At 41.3% G+C, this 18,995-nt stretch carries 14 protein-coding genes and 1 riboswitch; of the genes, 3 read left to right on the top strand and 11 right to left on the bottom strand.

Annotation, left to right across the window (positions count from 1 at the left end; genetic code table 11):
- From HT717_RS07265 to HT717_RS07220, 10 genes are all read right to left on the bottom strand, one after another.
- Window positions 1-1,762 (bottom strand): YSIRK-type signal peptide-containing protein (locus HT717_RS07265; protein ID WP_173304848.1); only part of this gene is annotated, 1,762 nt, incomplete at its 3' end.
- A 484-nt stretch (window positions 1,763-2,246) separates the two neighbouring features.
- Window positions 2,247-4,652, bottom strand: coding sequence for a phenylalanine--tRNA ligase subunit beta (pheT, locus tag HT717_RS07260; protein ID WP_173304846.1), 2,406 nt, complete (start codon window positions 4,650-4,652; stop codon window positions 2,247-2,249).
- A 120-nt stretch (window positions 4,653-4,772) separates the two neighbouring features.
- Complete coding sequence (gene pheS / locus HT717_RS07255; RefSeq protein ID WP_049539238.1) at window positions 4,773-5,819, bottom strand: phenylalanine--tRNA ligase subunit alpha; 1,047 nt, start codon at window positions 5,817-5,819, stop codon at window positions 4,773-4,775.
- 272 nt (window positions 5,820-6,091) lie between these two features.
- Window positions 6,092-6,742, bottom strand: coding sequence for a phosphatase PAP2 family protein (locus HT717_RS07250; RefSeq protein ID WP_049539236.1), 651 nt, complete (start codon window positions 6,740-6,742; stop codon window positions 6,092-6,094).
- The gene (locus HT717_RS07245; protein ID WP_049539234.1) at window positions 6,732-7,295 is read right to left on the bottom strand and encodes an ECF transporter S component; all 564 of its coding nucleotides are present in this window, start codon (window positions 7,293-7,295) and stop codon (window positions 6,732-6,734) included. The genes HT717_RS07250 and HT717_RS07245 overlap by 11 nt, the downstream gene beginning before the upstream one ends.
- Window positions 7,296-7,449: 154 nt before the next feature.
- Window positions 7,450-7,587, bottom strand: a riboswitch (FMN riboswitch).
- A 53-nt stretch (window positions 7,588-7,640) separates the two neighbouring features.
- Window positions 7,641-8,144, bottom strand: coding sequence for a tRNA (cytidine(34)-2'-O)-methyltransferase (locus tag HT717_RS07240; protein WP_020900049.1), 504 nt, complete (start codon window positions 8,142-8,144; stop codon window positions 7,641-7,643).
- Window positions 8,145-8,336: 192 nt separating this feature from the next.
- Window positions 8,337-9,167, bottom strand: a complete 831-nt coding sequence (locus HT717_RS07235) for an energy-coupling factor transporter transmembrane component T (RefSeq protein ID WP_049539233.1) — start codon at window positions 9,165-9,167, stop codon at window positions 8,337-8,339.
- The gene (locus HT717_RS07230; RefSeq protein WP_049539231.1) at window positions 9,152-10,834 is read right to left on the bottom strand and encodes an ABC transporter ATP-binding protein; all 1,683 of its coding nucleotides are present in this window, start codon (window positions 10,832-10,834) and stop codon (window positions 9,152-9,154) included. The genes HT717_RS07235 and HT717_RS07230 overlap by 16 nt, the downstream gene beginning before the upstream one ends.
- Window positions 10,835-11,002: 168 nt before the next feature.
- Window positions 11,003-11,548: an ECF-type riboflavin transporter substrate-binding protein gene (locus tag HT717_RS07225; protein ID WP_049539230.1), complete on the bottom strand. Its 546-nt coding sequence runs from the start codon at window positions 11,546-11,548 to the stop codon at window positions 11,003-11,005.
- 15 nt (window positions 11,549-11,563) lie between these two features.
- Window positions 11,564-12,412: an S-adenosyl-l-methionine hydroxide adenosyltransferase family protein gene (locus HT717_RS07220; RefSeq protein ID WP_001063594.1), complete on the bottom strand. Its 849-nt coding sequence runs from the start codon at window positions 12,410-12,412 to the stop codon at window positions 11,564-11,566.
- Between the two features lie 187 nt (window positions 12,413-12,599).
- Between HT717_RS07220 and trkA the strand changes: the two genes are divergently transcribed.
- Together trkA and HT717_RS07210 are read left to right on the top strand one after the other, a co-directional pair.
- Complete coding sequence (gene trkA / locus HT717_RS07215; RefSeq protein ID WP_049539228.1) at window positions 12,600-13,949, top strand: Trk system potassium transporter TrkA; 1,350 nt, start codon at window positions 12,600-12,602, stop codon at window positions 13,947-13,949.
- 3 nt (window positions 13,950-13,952) lie between these two features.
- The gene (locus HT717_RS07210) at window positions 13,953-15,392 is read left to right on the top strand and encodes a TrkH family potassium uptake protein (RefSeq protein ID WP_049539226.1); all 1,440 of its coding nucleotides are present in this window, start codon (window positions 13,953-13,955) and stop codon (window positions 15,390-15,392) included.
- Between the two features lie 259 nt (window positions 15,393-15,651).
- Here HT717_RS07210 and pflB read toward each other — a convergent pair whose 3' ends face one another.
- A complete protein-coding gene (gene pflB / locus HT717_RS07205) occupies window positions 15,652-17,976 on the bottom strand; it encodes a formate C-acetyltransferase (protein WP_049539224.1) in 2,325 nt (774 codons plus the stop codon).
- 249 nt (window positions 17,977-18,225) lie between these two features.
- Here pflB and dinB point away from each other — a divergent pair.
- Window positions 18,226-18,995 (top strand): DNA polymerase IV (gene dinB / locus HT717_RS07200; protein ID WP_173304844.1); only part of this gene is annotated, 770 nt, incomplete at its 3' end.

Here is an 18,995-nt window from a genome sequence, read left to right as displayed (position 1 = left end):
CTACTGCTTCCTTAGCTTTGCCTTTTATTTGCTGCTCTTCATTCAGAGTTTTCCGTTTTTCTAGAGCCTCTTCCACTACTGTTTTATAATCACTAGTGTTACCTCCAGAACCAATCTTCTCCTTAATTTCTTGCAATTTTGCTTTATAAGCAGCCTTGGTTTCAGGAGTAGACCATTTTGTATCTTTTTCTTTTTGTTCGGTTAATTTATCATAAACTTTTTTAGCTAAGTCCTTGGCAACTTTGCTGGTGTCCTGAGTAACTGCAAACCCATTTCCAACAACTGGTAGAGCATAATGTTCCCAAGGTATTTGATACCCCATACCTAATTTGTTGTTATCAGCTGCACTAATACGAACAGTATACTCGGTTACACCTTTTGGCAATTCAATTCCTTTACTTTGAAATGTACCAAACTTCATTCCTAATTTGTTTTTATTAGTATCTTCAGCTAACTTGGAATTTAATTCATTCCGACCAGGAACTGGATTCATATTACTTTCAAATGTTTTATTTCCTGCTGCATCAACTTTTGTTACTTTCTTTTTTTCATTATCTGTAGTATCAGTAGGTTTAAATGTTTCACTGTAGATAGTTGAAAATGAGCCATCTCCACTCTTGGTCATAACTTCTACCTTATACGCAGCCTTATTCCCGTCAATATCTCCTGTAAATCCCGTTTTAAAAGCAATTGTTACTCCAGTTCCTGTGGAAGAAGAATAAGCTTTAAAAGTTTTCTCGATACCATTGTAACCTTCTATCCCTTTTCCTTTATTTCCATTATTTCCATTATCATAATCCTTGTAAGGAGACTTATCAAATACTACTTTATCTTTAGTTTTTTTCGTTCTAACTTCCCCTAAAAAGAGAGCATAATCTTGCGAACGATCAAACGAGCTTTCATCTAAATAAGTTTTAAATTTACCATTCGAAACTACCGTATTCACAGTCTCAATAGGAAAGACCCCGTTAGCTGTCTTTCTTGCAACAGCAAATTTTCCTGCTTTGCCATCTGCTGAAACTGCCTTCCAACCACCAAATTCATTCAATTCACTCACTTGACCTTGAGATATACTTTTGGTAGCACCAACTTGGTCTATGTTAGCAAGTTTTTTCTCATTCTCTACTGTTTCAGGCAAATCTTTTAATTTAGTCGCCAAATCGTCTACACTTGCACCATCTTCTGGAGCTTCATAAGTCCGATTTGCATCTGGGTCGTCATCGGCTGCAGCCACTGTTGGGGCAGAGTCTGCAGCACGTCTTTTACGTACTTTTGGCTTGTTGCTTTCTGTTGTTGCAGTTTCTTCTGCAGGTTTTGTTGTTGCTACTGATGTCGTAGATGGCTCTTCAGCTTTCACTGTTGTTTGTTGTTTGTTTTCTACACTATTTGCTTCTGCAGATGATGCCTCAGTGTTTTTTTCTGCTGATTTTTCTTCTATTGCTGAAGTAGTAGATGATACTACTGGCGCTGGAGTAGCATCAGCAGGTGCTGGAGTAGTTGTGTCTGCTTGACCCTTCGGAGCAGTCGAGTCACTGGCACCAGAATTTTCATCCAACTGATTATTTGCTGGAGTAGCTGCTAGGGCAGAATCTGTTGCTGTTACGTTTGGTTCTGCTGCATACACTGCACCATTTCCCAAAAACATAAAAAGTGCTGCAACCGCTACACTGGCCGCACCAAAACTTACTTTTCTGACAGAGTAACGAATTACCTTCTCACGACGTGAGCGTTCTACTCGACTCATAGAATGATTATTTTCCATCTATAAAGACTCCTTTATAATTTATTAAACTAGTGAAGACGGTAATGCTAGTTGATATATATATATATATATATATATATATATATATCAACTAAAAGAATCACATATACACTATTTTAATTCTAATTTTATCATTGTTATGCTAATAAATCAAGTATTTTGATTTATTAGACAGAAAAATAAAAATACACTTAGATTTTATTTCATGCCGAAGTTGAAACAGCACATTGAAACTTCTAAAACATTGCTATAAACTTGTTTGAATTCCCCAATAGATTTGTTCGCAGTTTATTTCAATCTACTGTAGTCTTAAACAGTTATAAAAGCGAAATCAAGAAAGTATATAAGAACAGCTTCATTCACACTAACAAGACCTAAGATTTAAAAACAAAAAACGAACAAAATAGAATTCTAACCGTCTAGAAAACTAGTTTTATTCGTTTTTTATGTTTAAGTCTAAACTTTCATTTCAAACTCTAATAACTTAACGCACTTCTGCATTGACTTTTTCTTCAAGCGATGCTTGGATTTTTTCCATGTAGCGTGCTACTTCTTCGTCCGTTAAGCTATCTTCTGGATTTTGGAAGGTCAAGCTATAAGCCATTGACTTCATACCAAGTCCCAATTTTTCTCCTGAGAAGACGTCAAAGAGTTTGATATCTGTCAAACGTTTCACACCAGCAGCTTGGATAGCGTCCACAACTTCTTGATGAGTGACTTCTGCCTTGAGGAGTAGGGCAACGTCACGGCTGACTGCTGGGAATTTGGTGATTTCCACAAATGGAGCAGCAGGTTTAAGCGCAGCTTCGATGGCTGAAAGGTTGAGCTCAGCTACATAAGTTTCTGGAATATCGTAGGCCTTAGCAGTGACTGGATGCACTTGACCAAGGAAACCAAGAACTTGGTCACCTAGTGAAATGACTGCTGTACGACCTGGATGAAGACTAGCAATTTCAGATGTCGCTGTATAAGTCACTTCTAGTCCCAAACGAGCAAAGAGGGCTTCAAGGATTCCTTTAGCATAGAAGAAATCAACTGGAACGGCTGCTGTTTGGAAATCTTTTTCAGCAACCAAGCCTGTCAAGGCAAAGGCGAAGCTGTTAATCTCATTTGGAAGTTCTTCTTTTGGATTGCCAGTTTGTTCAAAAACTTTCCCAATCTCATAAAGGGCCAAGTTTTTATTCTTACGAGCCACGTTGTAAGCAACTGTATCTAGGATACCTGAGATCATATTTTGACGGAGGACAGAACGGTCCACTGTCATTGGCCACATAAGTTCCGTAAGGTTACTTGGTTGAGCCGTAAACTCAACTGCTTTTTCAGGCGTTGTCAGAGCGTAGGTAATGATTTCTGTCAAACCTGCCCCTTCAGCAATGGTACGAACTTGACGACGAAGTTTTTGTGTCGTAGTCAATTCACCAGCTGTTCCATCGTCTTTTGGAAGACTAGTTGGCAAGCGGTCATATCCATAGATACGAGCGATTTCTTCAAAGAGGTCTGCTTCAATGGTGATGTCCCAACGACGACGTGGTACGCTGACTGTAAAACTATCTGCATTTCCAGAGAGACCAAATCCAAGACGACGGAAGACATCTTCAACATCAGAGTATGAAAGATCTGTTCCAAGAACACGGTTGGCGTCTGCAAGGGTAGAAGAAACTTCCACATCAGAAGTATCAAGCTCACCTGCTGAAACGAAGCCCTTACGAACCGTCGCACCAGCAAGTTCTGCAATCATGCTAGCCGCCGCATCAAGGGCTTCATTGACTGTTGCCACATTGATGCCTTTTTCAAAGCGAGAAGATGACTCAGAACGAAGATTCAAGCGACCGCTAGTTTTACGGATAGATTTGCCATTGAAGACAGCAGCTTCAAGGACAACGCGACTAGATTTTTCCGAGATTTCTGTTTCTTGACCACCCATAACACCTGCAAGAGCTACTGGTTTGTCTGCGACAGTGATGACTAAGTCATTCACGTCCAAATCACGTTCTTCACCATCCAAGGTCACCAATTTTTCACCAGCACGCGCTTCACGCACACGGATGTCAGTTCCTTCAAAGGTATCCAAGTCAAAGGCATGCATGGGTTGACCAAAGTAGAGCAGGATGTAGTTGGTCACGTCCACTACGTTATTGATTGGACGGATGCCTTCGTTCATGAGGAGATTTTGCAACCATTGTGGACTTGGTGCGATGGTCACATTGTCCAAGATACGAGCCGCATAGTAAGGAGCCTTGTCTGTTTCAATGCCTACAGAAAGGGCATCTGCTGCAACTTGGTCCGTTTCTGAAAGAGTAAATTCTTTAAAATTGACTGCCTTGTCGTAGATGGCTGCCACTTCGTGAGCCACTCCACGCATAGAAAGGGCATCAGCACGGTTTGGTGTGATAGAAAGTTCAATGATTTCATCATCCAAGTCTAGGTAAGAGAAGACTTCATCCCCAGGAACTGCATCTTCTGGCAAGATTTGAATACCATCTGCAAATTCCTTTGGTACAACTGAGTCAGAAATTCCCAATTCACCAAGTGAACAGATCATTCCAAGTGACTCTAAACCACGGATTTTCCCTTTTTTGATTTTGTAGTTGTCAGCGATACGAGCTCCTGGAAGTGCCACCATGACCTTAATACCTGCACGCACATTTGGTGCCCCACAGACGATTTGACGGGCTTCTTCTTCACCAACGTTAACCTGACAAACATGGAGGTGAGTTTCTGGCACATCTTCGCAAGACAAGACCTCACCGACGACAATTTTTGAGAGACCAGCAGCTGGTGATTCGACACCCTCTACCTCGATCCCTGTAGTTGACATTTTTTCAGCCAACTCTTGTGATGGCACATCAATGTCCACCAATTCTTTTAACCATTTATAAGATACAAGCATAATTCTGATTGTAAGATCCCACCACGTGGGACCTTTTCAATTCCTTTCTTTTTCTTCGAGTCAGTCCTTACCATTCTCTATGGAGAAAAAATGACTAGGACTGTGTTTCAAGTTTCAATCTTATTTAAACTGTTCTGAGAAACGGACATCTCCTTGGTAGAATCCACGGATATCGTTTATTCCGTAACGGAGCATAGCGACACGCTCTTGACCAAGACCAAAGGCAAAGCCAGAGTAAACAGTCGCATCGATACCACTCATTTCAAGGACACGTGGGTGAACCATACCGGCACCCATGATTTCGATCCAACCTGTTTTCTTACATACGTTACAACCTTCTCCACCACACTTGAAGCAAGAAACATCCACCTCAACAGATGGCTCTGTGAATGGGAAATAAGATGGACGCAAACGAATTTGACGCTCTTCACCAAACATTTTTTGGACAATCAATTGAAGCGTTCCTTGAAGGTCTGCCATAGAGATATTTTTCCCAACAACCAAGCCTTCGATTTGGTGGAACTGGTGACTGTGGGTCGCATCATCCGTATCACGGCGGAACACACGCCCTGGTGAAATCATTTTCAAAGGACCTTTAGAGAAATCATGCGCATCCATAGCACGCGCCTGAACTGGAGACGTGTGAGTACGAAGTAAGATTTCTTCTGTAATGTAGAAAGTGTCCTGCATATCACGGGCTGGGTGGTCTTTGGGAAGGTTCATACGCTCAAAGTTATAGTAGTCTTGCTCCACTTCAAAACCATCCACGACTTGGTAACCCATACCGATAAAGATATCTTCGATTTCCTCACTCGTTTGTGTCAAAACATGACGGTGACCAGTCGCAACTGGACGACCTGGAAGTGTCACATCGATTCTCTCGCTAGCAAGTTGAGCTGCGATTTTCTTTTCTTCCAAGAGTTTAGCAGTTTCTTCAAAGGCAGCTGTCAAAACATCGCGCGCTTCATTGACATGTTTCCCGATAATTGGACGCATTTCAGCTGATACATCCTTCATCCCTTTGAGGATTTCAGTAAGCGAACCCTTTTTACCAAGGACAGAGACACGCAAGTCTTGCATCTCTTTTTCATTTTCAGCAGTAATCTGCTTCAAGCTAGCCAGCGTTTCTTCACGAAGCGCTTTTAATTGTTCTTCAATAGTTGACATAATTCCTCCATCAGTCGCTCGTAGATAAAAAGAAAACCACATGCCAAAAACCCCACTCGGAGCGTTGACACGCGGTACCATCCGTTTTCATCTGACAAGTCAGACCTTCATTTCTAAATCCATGCGCAAGTGAATTCACCCAGCTTTCATATGGAGAGCTTGCAGTCACGGCTCTCCTCCCTGATATACTTCCCTTGAGTTACTAGTCTTGCAGATTTCTATTCAATTACTACTTAGTTTATCAGATTTTTACCATTCTTGCAAGACCTATCTCACTTCTGCTTGCCTTTAAATCGCCATTGGAAGCGGAGCTTATCATAGAAGGGAAACTCGATAAACAAGACTCCCAAGCCCACACAGAGACTGGCAAGAACATCTGATGGGTAATGAACTCCCAGATAGACCCTTGATACCAGCACACTGACTAGGTAGAGAGCAAGGACGATTTGCACGATTTTTCTCCAGACTGGATTTTTAATCCGTTGACTGAGAATGACAATCAGAGATCCGATCATCAAGGTTACAGCCAGAGAATGGCCACTTGGGAAGGAAAATCCCTTCTCCTCAACCAAGTGTAAAATAGCTGGTCGTGGGCGCTGGTAGATATTTTTAAAGGTCACGATTAAAAGACCAGTCAAAGCCAAATTTCCCAGCATAAGCAGGCTTTCTATCTTCCACCGCTTACGATAAAAGACAAAGGCTGTAATGACCACCCAAGTGATAATCACTGGGATATCAATCAAGCGTGTGATAGCTCGGAAAAGAATCGTCAAGTAACCTGGTAAGTCTCCTCGAACGGCAGTCTGAATCGGTTGGTCAAAACCGACCAGCGTTTCAGGGTAAAATTTGACCATGTAGCCAAGAATAACGAAAAGTAAAAGGGCAAAACTGCCCTTCATTAAAAATGTTTGTTTATCTCTCATAATGTTTTAAGGTTGGTTTCAAGAGAACGTACAACAACCAGAATGAAACGGCAAAGATGACACCCTCAATCAAGTTGAAAGGCAATACCATGGTCATTAGGTAGTTGGAAAGTCCCAAAATTTTTCCAATATCAAAGTTAGCAAACTTAGCGTACAAAGGAACAGCATAAACATAGTTGAGAACCAACATTGCCACGGTCAAGCCGATAGTTCCAGCTAGAGATCCTAGTAGGAAACGAAGGGGTGTCCGTTCCTTTTTCCAAATCAAAGCAAATACGATGACAAAAACTCCCAAAGCCACGATATTCATCGGCAAACCAATGTAAGTATTCACTCCCTGACTGTTAAGAAGTAATTTCAAGAGTGAGCGAAGCAAGAGAACTCCTAGAGCAGCAGGCAAATCCATGACCACCAGACCCACAAGGACTGGCAAGATACTAAATTCGATCTTGAGGAAGGACGCCGCTGGTAAAAGCGGAAAGTCAAAGTACATCAGCACAAATGAGATGGCTGATAGAATTGCAATGGTCGAAAGTCGACGTGTGTTTGTCATAACAGGTTCCTCCAATTTTCTATAAAATCAGAAGAAGTTGGAAAGGATTCCTCTATCTATTCTCACTTTTTATATCCCAAAAGTTCCCTCTCACTCTATTAAAGCAAGCGGTTACAATCTGGCTATAAATCTATCAGAACAGACAAAGCCATTCTTTCGTCTTCTCCCATCCAGACTATACTGTCGGTTGTGGAATCTCACCACATCAGCTTGCGCTCGCGGACTTATTTGGCTAAAATAGCTAGTCAAATTTACCGCCGGTCGGGAATTTCACCCTGCCCTGAAGACTCTTTTATCATAACAAAAAACGCTTGCAAGCGCAAGCATTTTGTTCATTTTCATTATTTATTTCAATTTATCCACTTCATAGGTATGAACAAGCTCAAGACCTGCAAAGTTCTGCTGGCGAAGGGCTTCGTAAACAATCATGCATACTGTATTAGAGACATTGAGGCTACGGACGTGTTCATCATTCATAGGAATACGGAGAGCTTTCTCAGGATGTTCCCGCATAAAATCCTCAGGTAAGCCCTTATCTTCACGCCCAAAGAGGAAATAATGCTCCTCATCAGTCGATAAATCCACCTCAGAATACACCTTCTCAGCGAATTTTGAAATCAGATAGAGTTTTCCCTTCATCTGAGACAGGAAATCCTCTAAACTCTCGTAAAAATAAATCTCTAGCTTATCCCAATAATCTAACCCAGCTCGCTTCATCTTGCGGTCATCGATAGGAAAGCCCATAGGCTTGATGATGTGGAGGGGAGAATTGGTCGCAGCGCAAGTACGCGCGATATTGCCTGTATTTTGTGGAATTTGGGGTTCAAATAATACAATGTGATTTGTCATGACTTGCTTCCTTTCACCATTGCAAAAAAATAGCCACACTGCCCGGAGTCAAGCTCAGCAAACAGCGTGGTTAAGGCATCGTTAACTTACCTCACAACAGGTTTGAAGTAAATCAGCGAAACTACTTTCTTAGTATAACACTTTCAGAATCATTGTCAATAGAAACGACTTGATTTTTTCAATTTTTTCAAGCTATTTCCAAGGGTTGTAAAATCGTCCCTGATTCTGCAAGATGAGTAGTAAACTAGCTACTAAAAACAAGGTTGCCAAGAGCAAGGTAATATAATCTCCTTTTTTCAAGACCTGATAACTATACCAAGTCCGCTTTTTCTCTTTCCCAAAACGGCGAAGCTCCATGGCAGTCGCGATGGTATCAATGCGTTCTAACGAGCTAAAAATCAAGGGAGTGATAATGCGCAGATTGCCTTTGATTCGTTGCATAAGAGAAGCTTTCTTGGACAATTCCATCCCACGCGCTTCCTGAGACATCTTGATGGTAAAGAATTCTTCCTGCAAATCTGGAATATAGCGCAAAGTCAGACTGACAGAATAGGCAATCTTATAAGGCACGCCAATTTGATTTAAACTGGATGCAAACTGACTAGGATGAGTTGTCATCAAAAAGATAATAGCCAGAGGAATGGTGCAAAGATACTTAATGGCCAGATTTAGCAGATAAAAGAGCTCTTGACTAGTCAAAGTGTAGGCACCGATTCCCTGCCAAATCACACTTCTCTCTCCGTAAAGCCCAACCCCATACTCGGGAGAAAAGAGATAGACCATCAAGACGTTTAAAACGGCAAATACCGTCGCAAAAACGGCTACAAAGGAAACATCTTTAAAGCGGATTTCTGACAAATAGAGGAGAAAGACCGAAAAGATGGCAATCAGAACAAGCAGTCTGGTATCATAGCTAATCATGGCAGCCAATGACACGAGAATGAAAAAGAGGAGTTTACCAGCTCCTGACAAGCGATGAATCACAGTATCTCTATGCTGGTAACCGATTAATTTAGCTTGCATCCTTCTCTCCTTTCTTTGTAAAATGCCGTTAAAGCAAGTGGATCAACGTCGAGCTTCTTAGCCAAGTTAAAGATAGAAGTTTCTTTTAGATTGGCTTTTACTAACAGCTTAGGATTGCTCAACAGACTAGCTGGATCGGTATCGGCAAGCAGTTTCCCATCCACCATGACAAGGGCCCGATCTGAATAATCCAGCATCAATTGCATATCATGGGTAATCATGACAATCGTATGCCCTTTTTGATGCAGTTCTTCGAGAAATTCCATAATCTCAGTATAGTTCTTCTGGTCTTGACCTGCAGTCGGTTCATCTAAGAGGATAATTTCAGCTCCTAAAACCAAAATCGATGCAATGGTGACACGTTTCTTCTGTCCAAATGATAGGGCAGAAATAGGCCAATTACGGAATTCATAGAGACCACAAATTTTCAAGGTTTCATAGACTCTTGTTTCAATTTCCCTCTCATCCACACCTCGCAAACGAAGCCCTAGAGCCACCTCATCAAAAATCATATTGGTTGAAATCATTTGATTGGGATTTTGCAGCACATAGCCTACTCGTTCTGCCCGCTCTGCAACAGAATCTCCTTTGATATCCTGTCCTTCCCAAAGATAGCGGCCTTCCGTCTGAATAAAGCTACTTAAGGCCTTGGCTAGGGTTGATTTCCCTGCTCCATTTTTTCCGACAATGGCTATCTTTTCACCCTTTTTAATATCCAGATAAATGGATTTTAAAATTGGTCTATCATCATAAGAAAAAGACACATCCTCTAATCTAAAGAGTGACTGCAATTCTTGGGTTTCTTTTGCCAGCTCCGTCTGTAACTGAACCTGGCCTTTTGAGATAGACAAGTTATCCAGATTTACTAATTGTGCTTCCTTGACTAAATCCACACCCAATTGACGAAGAGTAGTTAGATAAAGGGGTTCTCGAATTCCATTTTGAGTCAACAGATCAGTCGCCAGTAGCTGGTCAGGGCTCCCATTAAAGAGGATACGACCATCGTTTATCAAGACAATCCGATCCACAGAGCGATGCAGAACATCCTCCAAACGGTGCTCAATAATAAGGGTCGTCGTCCCCTCCTCCTTATGAATCTGGTCAATCAACTCGATAATATCTTGACCTGACTTGGGATCTAGATTGGCGAGTGGTTCATCAAACAAAAGAATCGGACTCTCATCAATCAAGACACCAGCTAGACTAACTCGCTGCTTTTGTCCACCAGACAAATCCTGAGGACGATGATTCAGCAAAGAAAGAAGGTCCAGCTTTTCAGCCCATTTATGAACACGACTTTTCATCTCTTCTAAAGCTGTCACATCATTTTCCAGAGCAAAAGCCAAATCCTCTGCTACGGATAAACCGATAAACTGCCCATCTGTATCCTGCAAAACTGTGCTGACCAGATGAGATTTATCATAGATGCTCATATCAAAGGCTACTTGCCCCTTGATCAAAAATTCTCCAGACTTCTGCCCCTTGTAAATATTGGGAATAATCCCATTCAAACACTGACCCAAGGTAGACTTACCTGACCCAGATGGACCAATAATTAAGACTTTCTCTCCCTTGTAAATGGTCAAATTCACCCCTTGCAAGGTAGGTTCTTGTTGCGTTTCATACTGGAAAGAGAAATCCTTCCACTCAATTATAGCTTCTTTCATCTTACTCTCTTCATTTGCTTCTTAGACTTCTATTTTATCATAAATCGAACCCTTCTTGCAGTCTCTTCTCTTAAAATCTTAGCGCCAAAAAGATTCCTAGCCTAGCTAGCTTGCTTGACTAGTCTATAAGTAGTGAAAAAGACCGGTTGCCCAGCCTTTTCCCTTATGTTAATCCTTTTTCAAACTTCCTGAACGAGTCTGCGTACGTGAATAAGCTATCAAAAGAAGAGTTCCTGCAATAGCAATAGTCACAGCGTTAGCAATACCTGCAACAATCCCTTGAGCAAATACTTTTTCTGCCGCTTCTTGATAAATCACAACATCTCCAAGTGGTGCCAAGACTCCCCAAACAAGAGCATTTGCAACAATCTGAATGAGGTTAAAGAAGACAATATCTTTCAACCCAAAAATACCCTGTGTTACTCGAATGTATTTTCTAAAGAGACCCACAGCTAGACCAAAGAGACCGCTAGCAATAATCCAAGTCCACCACAGACCATAGCCAGCAAGAGAGTCCTTCACCGCATGCCCGATTAAACCAACAAGTAGACCAACTAGAGGGCCAAAAATGATAGATAAGAGGCTCTGTACCGCATACTGAAGCTGGATGCTTGTATTTGGAACAGGGGTCGGAATGCTGATCATCCCGATGACAACAAAGAGGGCAGCTCCAACACCGATAGCAACAACTTGTTTAATTGATTGATTTTTCATCTATATTCTCCTATTTTATGATTCTATTTTCTTTATTTCAATGGTCCAAGATGAACCGACACCCACATTATAGGCCTTGGCAAAGGAACCTTGATTGATAGCCAAACCTAAACGATAGAGAGAGTTGATGTAAAGGATGGGTTGCCCAATTCTCACATCTGCAAATGATTTGCCATAGACAACCTGATTTTGATAGACCAGCATATCTGCATGATAGATAGTCACTTCAAAACGATCACCGAATTCTGGTTCCAGCTTGTAAAATTCTTCTCGCGTGATAGAGGTCCAAAGCGAACCGAAACGCACATCCAGAATGTCGATTGCTCCCTTGACCAAATGATCCTCAATGATTGTCTCTACGACTGGAAGCTCTACAATCTGGTCCACACTGAGTTCTGGCCCCACTTCCTCAAAAGTAATGTGACCACTGGCTAGTTTAGCACCAGTATAGGCATAAACATCACGACCGTGGAAGGTATAAGAATGCTCTGTATTTTGACGTCTATTGGCTACTTCAGAAATCTCACGAATAGCTACAATGCCAACGTGTTTTTTGATAAAAGAAAGCGTCCCATTGTCTGGCGTGACAATGTATTGATTTTTTGCAGTCTTGGCAACCACGCTCTTACGTTTCGAACCGACACCTGGATCGACAACCGATACAAAAGTCGTTCCCTCAGGCCAGTAATCCACCGTCTGAAAGAGACGATAGCTCCCCTCAAAAATATTATAAGGCGTGATATCGTGCGTCAAGTGATGGATTTTTAAGGTTGGGGACTCTTCTAAAGCCACTCCAATCATAGCCGATACCGCACCATCAACCAGACCAAAGTCTGATTGTAATACCAGTAAATTATTATTCATTTTGTCTCCTTGTATACCCTTTATCATACCATATTTCAGAGAAAGGTGCTAATAGCTATTTTAAATGATTGGGATATAGTTTTACCTTATAACAAAATTCCATTAAAAGCTCTGGTTATTAGCTAGTAGGTGCATTTTTTCTTGAAAAAGGGTATGATAGTTACATCATGAAAAAGTAGGTTTTATTATGAAAATTATCCTTGTCGGAGGGGGAAAAGTTGGTTTTGCCCTCTGTCGCTCCTTGGTTGCAGAAAAGCATGATGTTTTGCTGATTGAGCAAGACGAAGCTGTTCTCAATCATATTGTTAATCGCTTTGATATCATGGGTATCCTTGGTAACGGGGCCGATTTCACCATCCTTGAGCAAGCCAGTGTTCAGGATTGTGATATCTTTATCGCCTTGACTGAATACGATGAAGTGAACATGATTGCAGCAGTTCTAGCCAAAAAAATGGGAGCTAAAGAAACCATCGTTCGGGTGCGCAATCCTGAATATTCTAACTCTTATTTCAAGGAAAAGAATATTCTCGGTTTTTCTCTTATCGTTAACCCTGAACTCTTAGCTGCCCGCGCTATCGCCAATATCATTGACTTCCCCAACGCCCTATCTGTCGAACGCTTTGCTGGTGGACGCGTTAGCCTGATGGAATTTGTCGTCAAATCAACTAGCAGTCTTTGCCAAATGCCCATTTCTGATTTTCGGAAAAAATTTGGCAATGTCATTGTCTGCGCTATAGAAAGGGATCATCAAATTATCATCCCAAGTGGTGACATGACCATACAGGATAAAGATAGAATCTTTGTCACTGGTAACCGTGTTGATATGATGCTCTTCCATAATTATTTCAAGTCTCGTGCTGTGAAAAGCCTTCTCATCGTTGGAGCAGGTAGAATTGCCTATTATCTACTAGGTATCCTCAAAGACAGTCGTATTGATACCAAAGTCATCGAGATTAATCCTGAAAGGGCACGTTTCTTTAGCGAGAAATTCCCTAATCTCTATATTGTCCAAGGAGATGGTACCGCAAAAGATATCTTACTAGAAGAAAGTGCTCAAAACTATGATGCAGTAGCAACCCTAACAGGAGTTGACGAAGAGAATATTATTACTTCTATGTTCCTGGATAGTGTCGGGGTGCAAAAAAATATTAGCAAGGTTAACAGAACTAGTCTCCTTGAAATTATTCATGCGCCTGATTTCTCAAGCATTATCACTCCGAAAATCATCGCTGTAGATACAATCATGCACTTTATTCGTGGTCGTGTTAATGCTCAGTATTCAGACCTTCAAGCCATGCACCATCTAGCCAATGGTCAAATCGAAACCCTACAATTCCATATCAAGGAAGCCAATAAAATGACTGCCAAACCTCTTTCTCAACTGAAACTAAAAAAAGGAGTTCTTATTGCAGCCATCATTCGAAAAGGCAAAACGATTTTCCCTACTGGAGAGGATATGCTTGAAGTCGGTGACAAACTTCTAGTAACGACCTTATTGCCGAATATCACTAAGATTTATGACTTAATCGCGAGGTAAGAGATGAATAAAAGTATGATTCGTTATCTCCTTTCAAAGTTACTTTTGATTGAAGCTGTTCTTCTTTTGGTTCCTGTGTCTGTCGCTGTCTATTACCATGAATCTAGCCAAGTCTTTACAGCCCTCTTTTCGACAATAGGTATTCTAGTATTACTGGGCGGTTCAGGGAGTTTGCAAAAACCAAAAAATCAACGGATTTATGCCAAGGAGGGAATCTTGATCGTTGCCCTCTGTTGGATCCTCTGGTCTTTCTTTGGCGGTCTCCCCTTTGTCTTTGCTGGGCAAATTCCCAGCGTTATCGATGCCTTTTTTGAGATTAGTTCTGGCTTTACAACTACTGGAGCAACTATTCTGAACGATGTTTCGGTCCTCAGCCGTTCCCTCCTCTTCTGGCGAAGTTTTACCCACTTGATCGGAGGAATGGGAGTACTTGTTTTTGCACTTGCTATTATGGATAATGCCAAGAATAGCCACCTAGAGGTGATGAAAGCTGAGGTTCCTGGCCCTGTTTTTGGTAAGGTTGTATCCAAGCTCAAAAATACTGCCCAGATTCTCTATCTCCTTTATCTAGCTCTCTTTTCCCTCTTTGTCATTATCTATTATCTAGCTGGCATGCCCCTATTTGATAGTTTTGTCATCGCTATGGGGACAGCAGGTACAGGAGGTTTTACAGTCTATAACGATGGAATTGCTCACTATGGCAGCTCACTAATTACCTATCTGGTTAGTATCGGAGTTCTGGTTTTTGGGGTAAATTTCAACCTCTACTACTACCTCATGCTCCGTCGCGTCAAAGCCTTCTTAGGAGATGAAGAACTTCGGGCTTACTTGGTCATCGTACTGGTTTCTACAGGCTTGATTAGTCTTAATACCCTCTATCTCTATCCAGGATTTTCTAAGAGCTTTGAAATGGCCTTCTTCCAGGTTTCCAACATCATTACAACAACTGGTTTTGGATATGGAGACATTACCAACTGGCCCCTCTTCTCCCAGTTTATCCTTCTCTTCCTCATGGGAATCGGTGGTTCTGCTGGTTCAACCGCAGGTGGACTCAAGGTTATTCGAGGCCTCATCCTTTCAAAAATTGCCAAAAACCAGATTTTGTCAATCCTATCCCCCCACCGTGTTTTGACCCTCCATGTTAATAAAACAGTGATTGATAAGGATACCCAGCATAAGATTCTCAAATACTTTGTCATCTATGCTATGATTTTGCTAGCACTTATCTTTATTGTCAGCCTAGATAGCAATGATTTTCTAGTTGTGACCAGCGCTGTCTTCAGCTGTTTCAATAATATCGGGCCTATTCTAGGAACAACTTCTAGCTTCTCAATCTTTAGTCCTATCTCAAAAATTCTCCTCTCCTTTGCAATGATTGCAGGACGTTTGGAGATTTATCCAATCCTACTTCTCTTTATGAAGAGGACTTGGTCTAAGAGATAAAATACAACCACACCTTGTGTCTTACAAAGTGTGGTGTTTTTATACTATTCAAACCACGTCAACGTCACCTTGCCGTACTCATGTACAGCCTGCGGCTAGCTTNNATTTTCATTGAGTATCAAATACCTCCCGCAACTCAACAAGTATCTTTGAATCCCGGTCAGATATTTCAGTGCCTGACTTAAGGAATGTAATAATCCAAAAAACAACCCTCAGTCGACTGACCGAGGGTTACTTATTTCATTATTCAAGAACTTGATTAGCTCAATGCATCCAAGGCATCATCCATTGAAAGAACTTCGTGGAAGACACGTTGTGTCAATTCAGTTTTTTGTTCTGGAGTGAGGTATTTAGTGTTTACACAGTATCCAGAGATACGTACGATAACATCTTCACCAGACATGATCTTTTCGTAAACATCGTTCAAGTCCATAACGTTCAAGTTAACGTGTTGTCCACCGTTTTCGAAGTAACCATCAAGGATTGTTACCAAGTTATCAACTTGTTCGTCACGAGTCTTACCAAGAGCGCGAGGTGAAACTTGAGTTGTCAATGAGATACCGTCAGCTGCATAACTAAAGTCAAGGCTAGAAAGTGAGTTCAAGTTTTGCAACCATCCACCTTTAGCTTTGTTAGATGGGTTAGCACCTGGTGAGAAGAATTCAAGTTTAGACAAGTTCACAGAACCATCTTCGTTGAGGTATACACCTTTGTGAACTGGTGAGTTACCAGTTTGTTTAGAGTAAGCAACGTTAGATGTGATAGTCAAAAGTGAAACTGTAGCTTCTGCGTCTTTGTAAAGTTTATGGCTACGTAGACGAGTAGTGTAAGCTTCGATCAACCATTCTGCCAATTCGTTTGAACGTGGGTCATCTTCACCCCAACGTGGGTATTCACCGATTGTTTCGTAATCGTAGATGTAGCCATTTTCGTCACGGATTGGTTTAACTGTAGCGTATTTGATAGCTGACAATGTATCAACAGTGTTAGCAAATCCACAGATACCGAATCCCATGTTCGCACGTTGTTTAGTTGGCAAGAAGGCCATTTGAACAGCTTCGTAGTTGTACTTATCAGTCATGTAGTGGATGATGTTCAAAGCATCTACGTAAGTGTCAGTCAACCAGTCAAGAGATTTTTCAAAGTTAGCTTTAACTGATTCGAATTCAAGAACTTCGTCACGGATTGGTTCGATGTCAAATACTTTGTAGTCTTTGTGTACATCGTCGTAACCACCGTTCAAACCAGTAAGAAGGGCTTTCAATACGTTTACACGCGCACCGAAGTACTGGATGTTGTGGCGTTGTTCTTCATTTTCTGGGTCAAGTGGAGACACACAGCATGAGATACAGCTCATTTCACCATATCCGTCTTTAGCCATTGTTGTTACACCTTCATATTGGATTGAAGAGTGTTTGTGGCTCATGTGCATACAGTAGCGACGGAAGTTGTATGGCAATTTATCAGTCCAAAGAACTGTCAAGTTTGGTTCAGGAGAGTTACCGATATTGTCAAGAGTGTTCAAGAAACGGTAGTCCATCTTAGTAACACGGTGACGACCATCGTTACCCATACCAGCCATAGAAGTTGTGATGAATGTTGGATCACCTGAGTACAATTGGTCATAAGCTTTAGTACGAGCAAATTTAACTGTACGAAGTTTCATAACGAAATCATCAACGAATTCTTGGATTTCTGATTCAATAAATGTACCACGAGCAAGGTCACGTTCTGCAAAGATGTCCAATACGATTGGTACACGTCCTAGAGATGTAGCAGCACCGTTAATAACACGGCAGACAGACATGAAGGCGATGTTAACCCATTGGATTGCTTCTTTAACGTTCATCGCTGGTTTGCGAACGTCAACTCCGTAAAGGTCACCTAAGCGAACAACTTGTTGCAATGCTTGGTATTGAAGATTGATTTCTTCACGAAGACGGATTGTTTCTTCATCGATTTCTTCAATTGCATTCCAATCGTTTACTTTTTCTTGCATCAAGTAGTCTGCACCGTAAAGAGCAAGACGTGCGTAAACACCGATGATACGTCCGCGTGAGTATGCATCTGGAAGACCAGTTACAGTGTGTGCGTGACGAGCGCGACGGATATTTGAAGTGTAGGCACGGAAGATACCGTCGTTAACTGTTGTTACGTATTTAGTAAAGATTTCGTGAACAGCTGGGTCTGGTTCGTATCCATTTTCTTTCAAAGTAGTTTCAGCCATACGGATACCACCTTTTGGCATGAAGTTCAATTTGAAGAGTTCGTCATTTTGGATACCAAAGATAACTTCGTTTTCTTTATCGATAAATCCAGCAGGGATATCAGCGATAGATGTTGGACGAGTGTCCATTGGGAAACGAGTTTCTTCGTAGTGAGCCTTAGTTTCTTCTACAATTTTTTTGATGTGAAGTGAACGTTCTGTTGGTCCAGCAAGGAAGCTTTCGTCTCCATCGTAAGGTGTGTAGTTAGCTTGTACAAAGCGTGATACACTTGCTTTTTCTTTCCAATCTACGCCTTTGAAGCCTTCCCAAGCTTTGTCAAAAATATCTTGTGCTTCAACAACTGTCTTAACAACCATGTTAATGTCCTCTTTTTTCTTTCTAGTAACAACTATCTGTTACATTCATGAGACAAGTATACCACACAGTAATCGTTTTCAACAAGTNNTTCAACAAGTGGAAAACCCCTATTTTTACACTTTCTTTTCTAAAACAGTCTATATTTCATTCCAAACTGTATTATATTTTTGAAAAAACAAAGTCCTTTTTTCTTTTTTTCAGAAAAAAGGGTATAATATAAGAAAATAAGCAGTAAAAAGAGGCTAGGCATGTTGATTTTTCCCTTGTTAAATGATTTGTCAAGAAAAATCATCCATATTGACATGGATGCCTTTTTTGCTGCGGTAGAAATCAGAGACAATCCTAAACTCAGAGGAAAACCTGTCATTATCGGCAGCGACCCTCGGCAAACAGGTGGGCGGGGAGTCGTTTCTACTTGTAGCTATGAGGCGCGAGCTTTTGGTGTCCATTCTGCTATGAGTTCCAAGGAAGCTTATGAACGATGTCCCCAGGCCGTCTTTATCTCAGGAAATTATGAAAAATATGAAGCCGTGGGACTCCAAGTTCGAGCTATCTTTAAGCGTTATACAGATTTGATTGAACCCATGAGCATTGACGAAGCCTATTTGGATGTGACAGAAAACAAACTTGGTATCAAGTCAGCGGTCAAAATTGCTCGCCTCATTCAAGAGGATATCTGGCAAGAACTCCATCTGACTGCTTCTGCTGGCGTTTCCTACAACAAATTCTTAGCTAAAATGGCCAGCGATTATCAAAAGCCACATGGTTTGACAGTGATTCTACCTGAACAAGCTGAGGATTTTCTCAAACAAATGGATATTTCCAAGTTTCATGGAGTAGGAAAAAAGACGGTGGAAAGACTTCATCAAATGGGAGTTTTTACCGGTGCTGATCTACTTGAAATCCCTGAAGTGACCCTAATAGACCGTTTTGGCAGACTGGGCTATGACCTCTATCGAAAGGCTCGTGGTATTCACAATTCCCAGGTCAAATCCAATCGCATCCGTAAATCAATCGG

This window comes from Streptococcus sp. 959 (assembly GCF_013277075.1).
In the GTDB taxonomy this organism is placed as follows: Bacteria; Bacillota; Bacilli; order Lactobacillales; family Streptococcaceae; genus Streptococcus; species Streptococcus pseudopneumoniae_C.
This window is presented reverse-complemented; position numbering and strand designations above follow the sequence as displayed.

Coding starts and splice junctions, on each gene's coding strand:
- HT717_RS07210 (WP_049539226.1), top strand. CDS start 13,953: ATGAATAAAAGTATGATTCGTTATCTCCTTTCAAAGTTACTTTTGATT.
- HT717_RS07240 (WP_020900049.1), bottom strand. CDS start 8,144: ATGACAAATCACATTGTATTATTTGAACCCCAAATTCCACAAAATACA.
- pheS (WP_049539238.1), bottom strand. CDS start 5,819: ATGTCAACTATTGAAGAACAATTAAAAGCGCTTCGTGAAGAAACGCTG.
- HT717_RS07245 (WP_049539234.1), bottom strand. CDS start 7,295: ATGACAAACACACGTCGACTTTCGACCATTGCAATTCTATCAGCCATC.
- HT717_RS07225 (WP_049539230.1), bottom strand. CDS start 11,548: ATGAAAAATCAATCAATTAAACAAGTTGTTGCTATCGGTGTTGGAGCT.
- HT717_RS07230 (WP_049539231.1), bottom strand. CDS start 10,834: ATGAAAGAAGCTATAATTGAGTGGAAGGATTTCTCTTTCCAGTATGAA.
- HT717_RS07250 (WP_049539236.1), bottom strand. CDS start 6,742: ATGAGAGATAAACAAACATTTTTAATGAAGGGCAGTTTTGCCCTTTTA.
- HT717_RS07220 (WP_001063594.1), bottom strand. CDS start 12,412: ATGAATAATAATTTACTGGTATTACAATCAGACTTTGGTCTGGTTGAT.
- HT717_RS07235 (WP_049539233.1), bottom strand. CDS start 9,167: ATGCAAGCTAAATTAATCGGTTACCAGCATAGAGATACTGTGATTCAT.
- pheT (WP_173304846.1), bottom strand. CDS start 4,652: ATGCTTGTATCTTATAAATGGTTAAAAGAATTGGTGGACATTGATGTG.
- trkA (WP_049539228.1), top strand. CDS start 12,600: ATGAAAATTATCCTTGTCGGAGGGGGAAAAGTTGGTTTTGCCCTCTGT.
- pflB (WP_049539224.1), bottom strand. CDS start 17,976: ATGGTTGTTAAGACAGTTGTTGAAGCACAAGATATTTTTGACAAAGCT.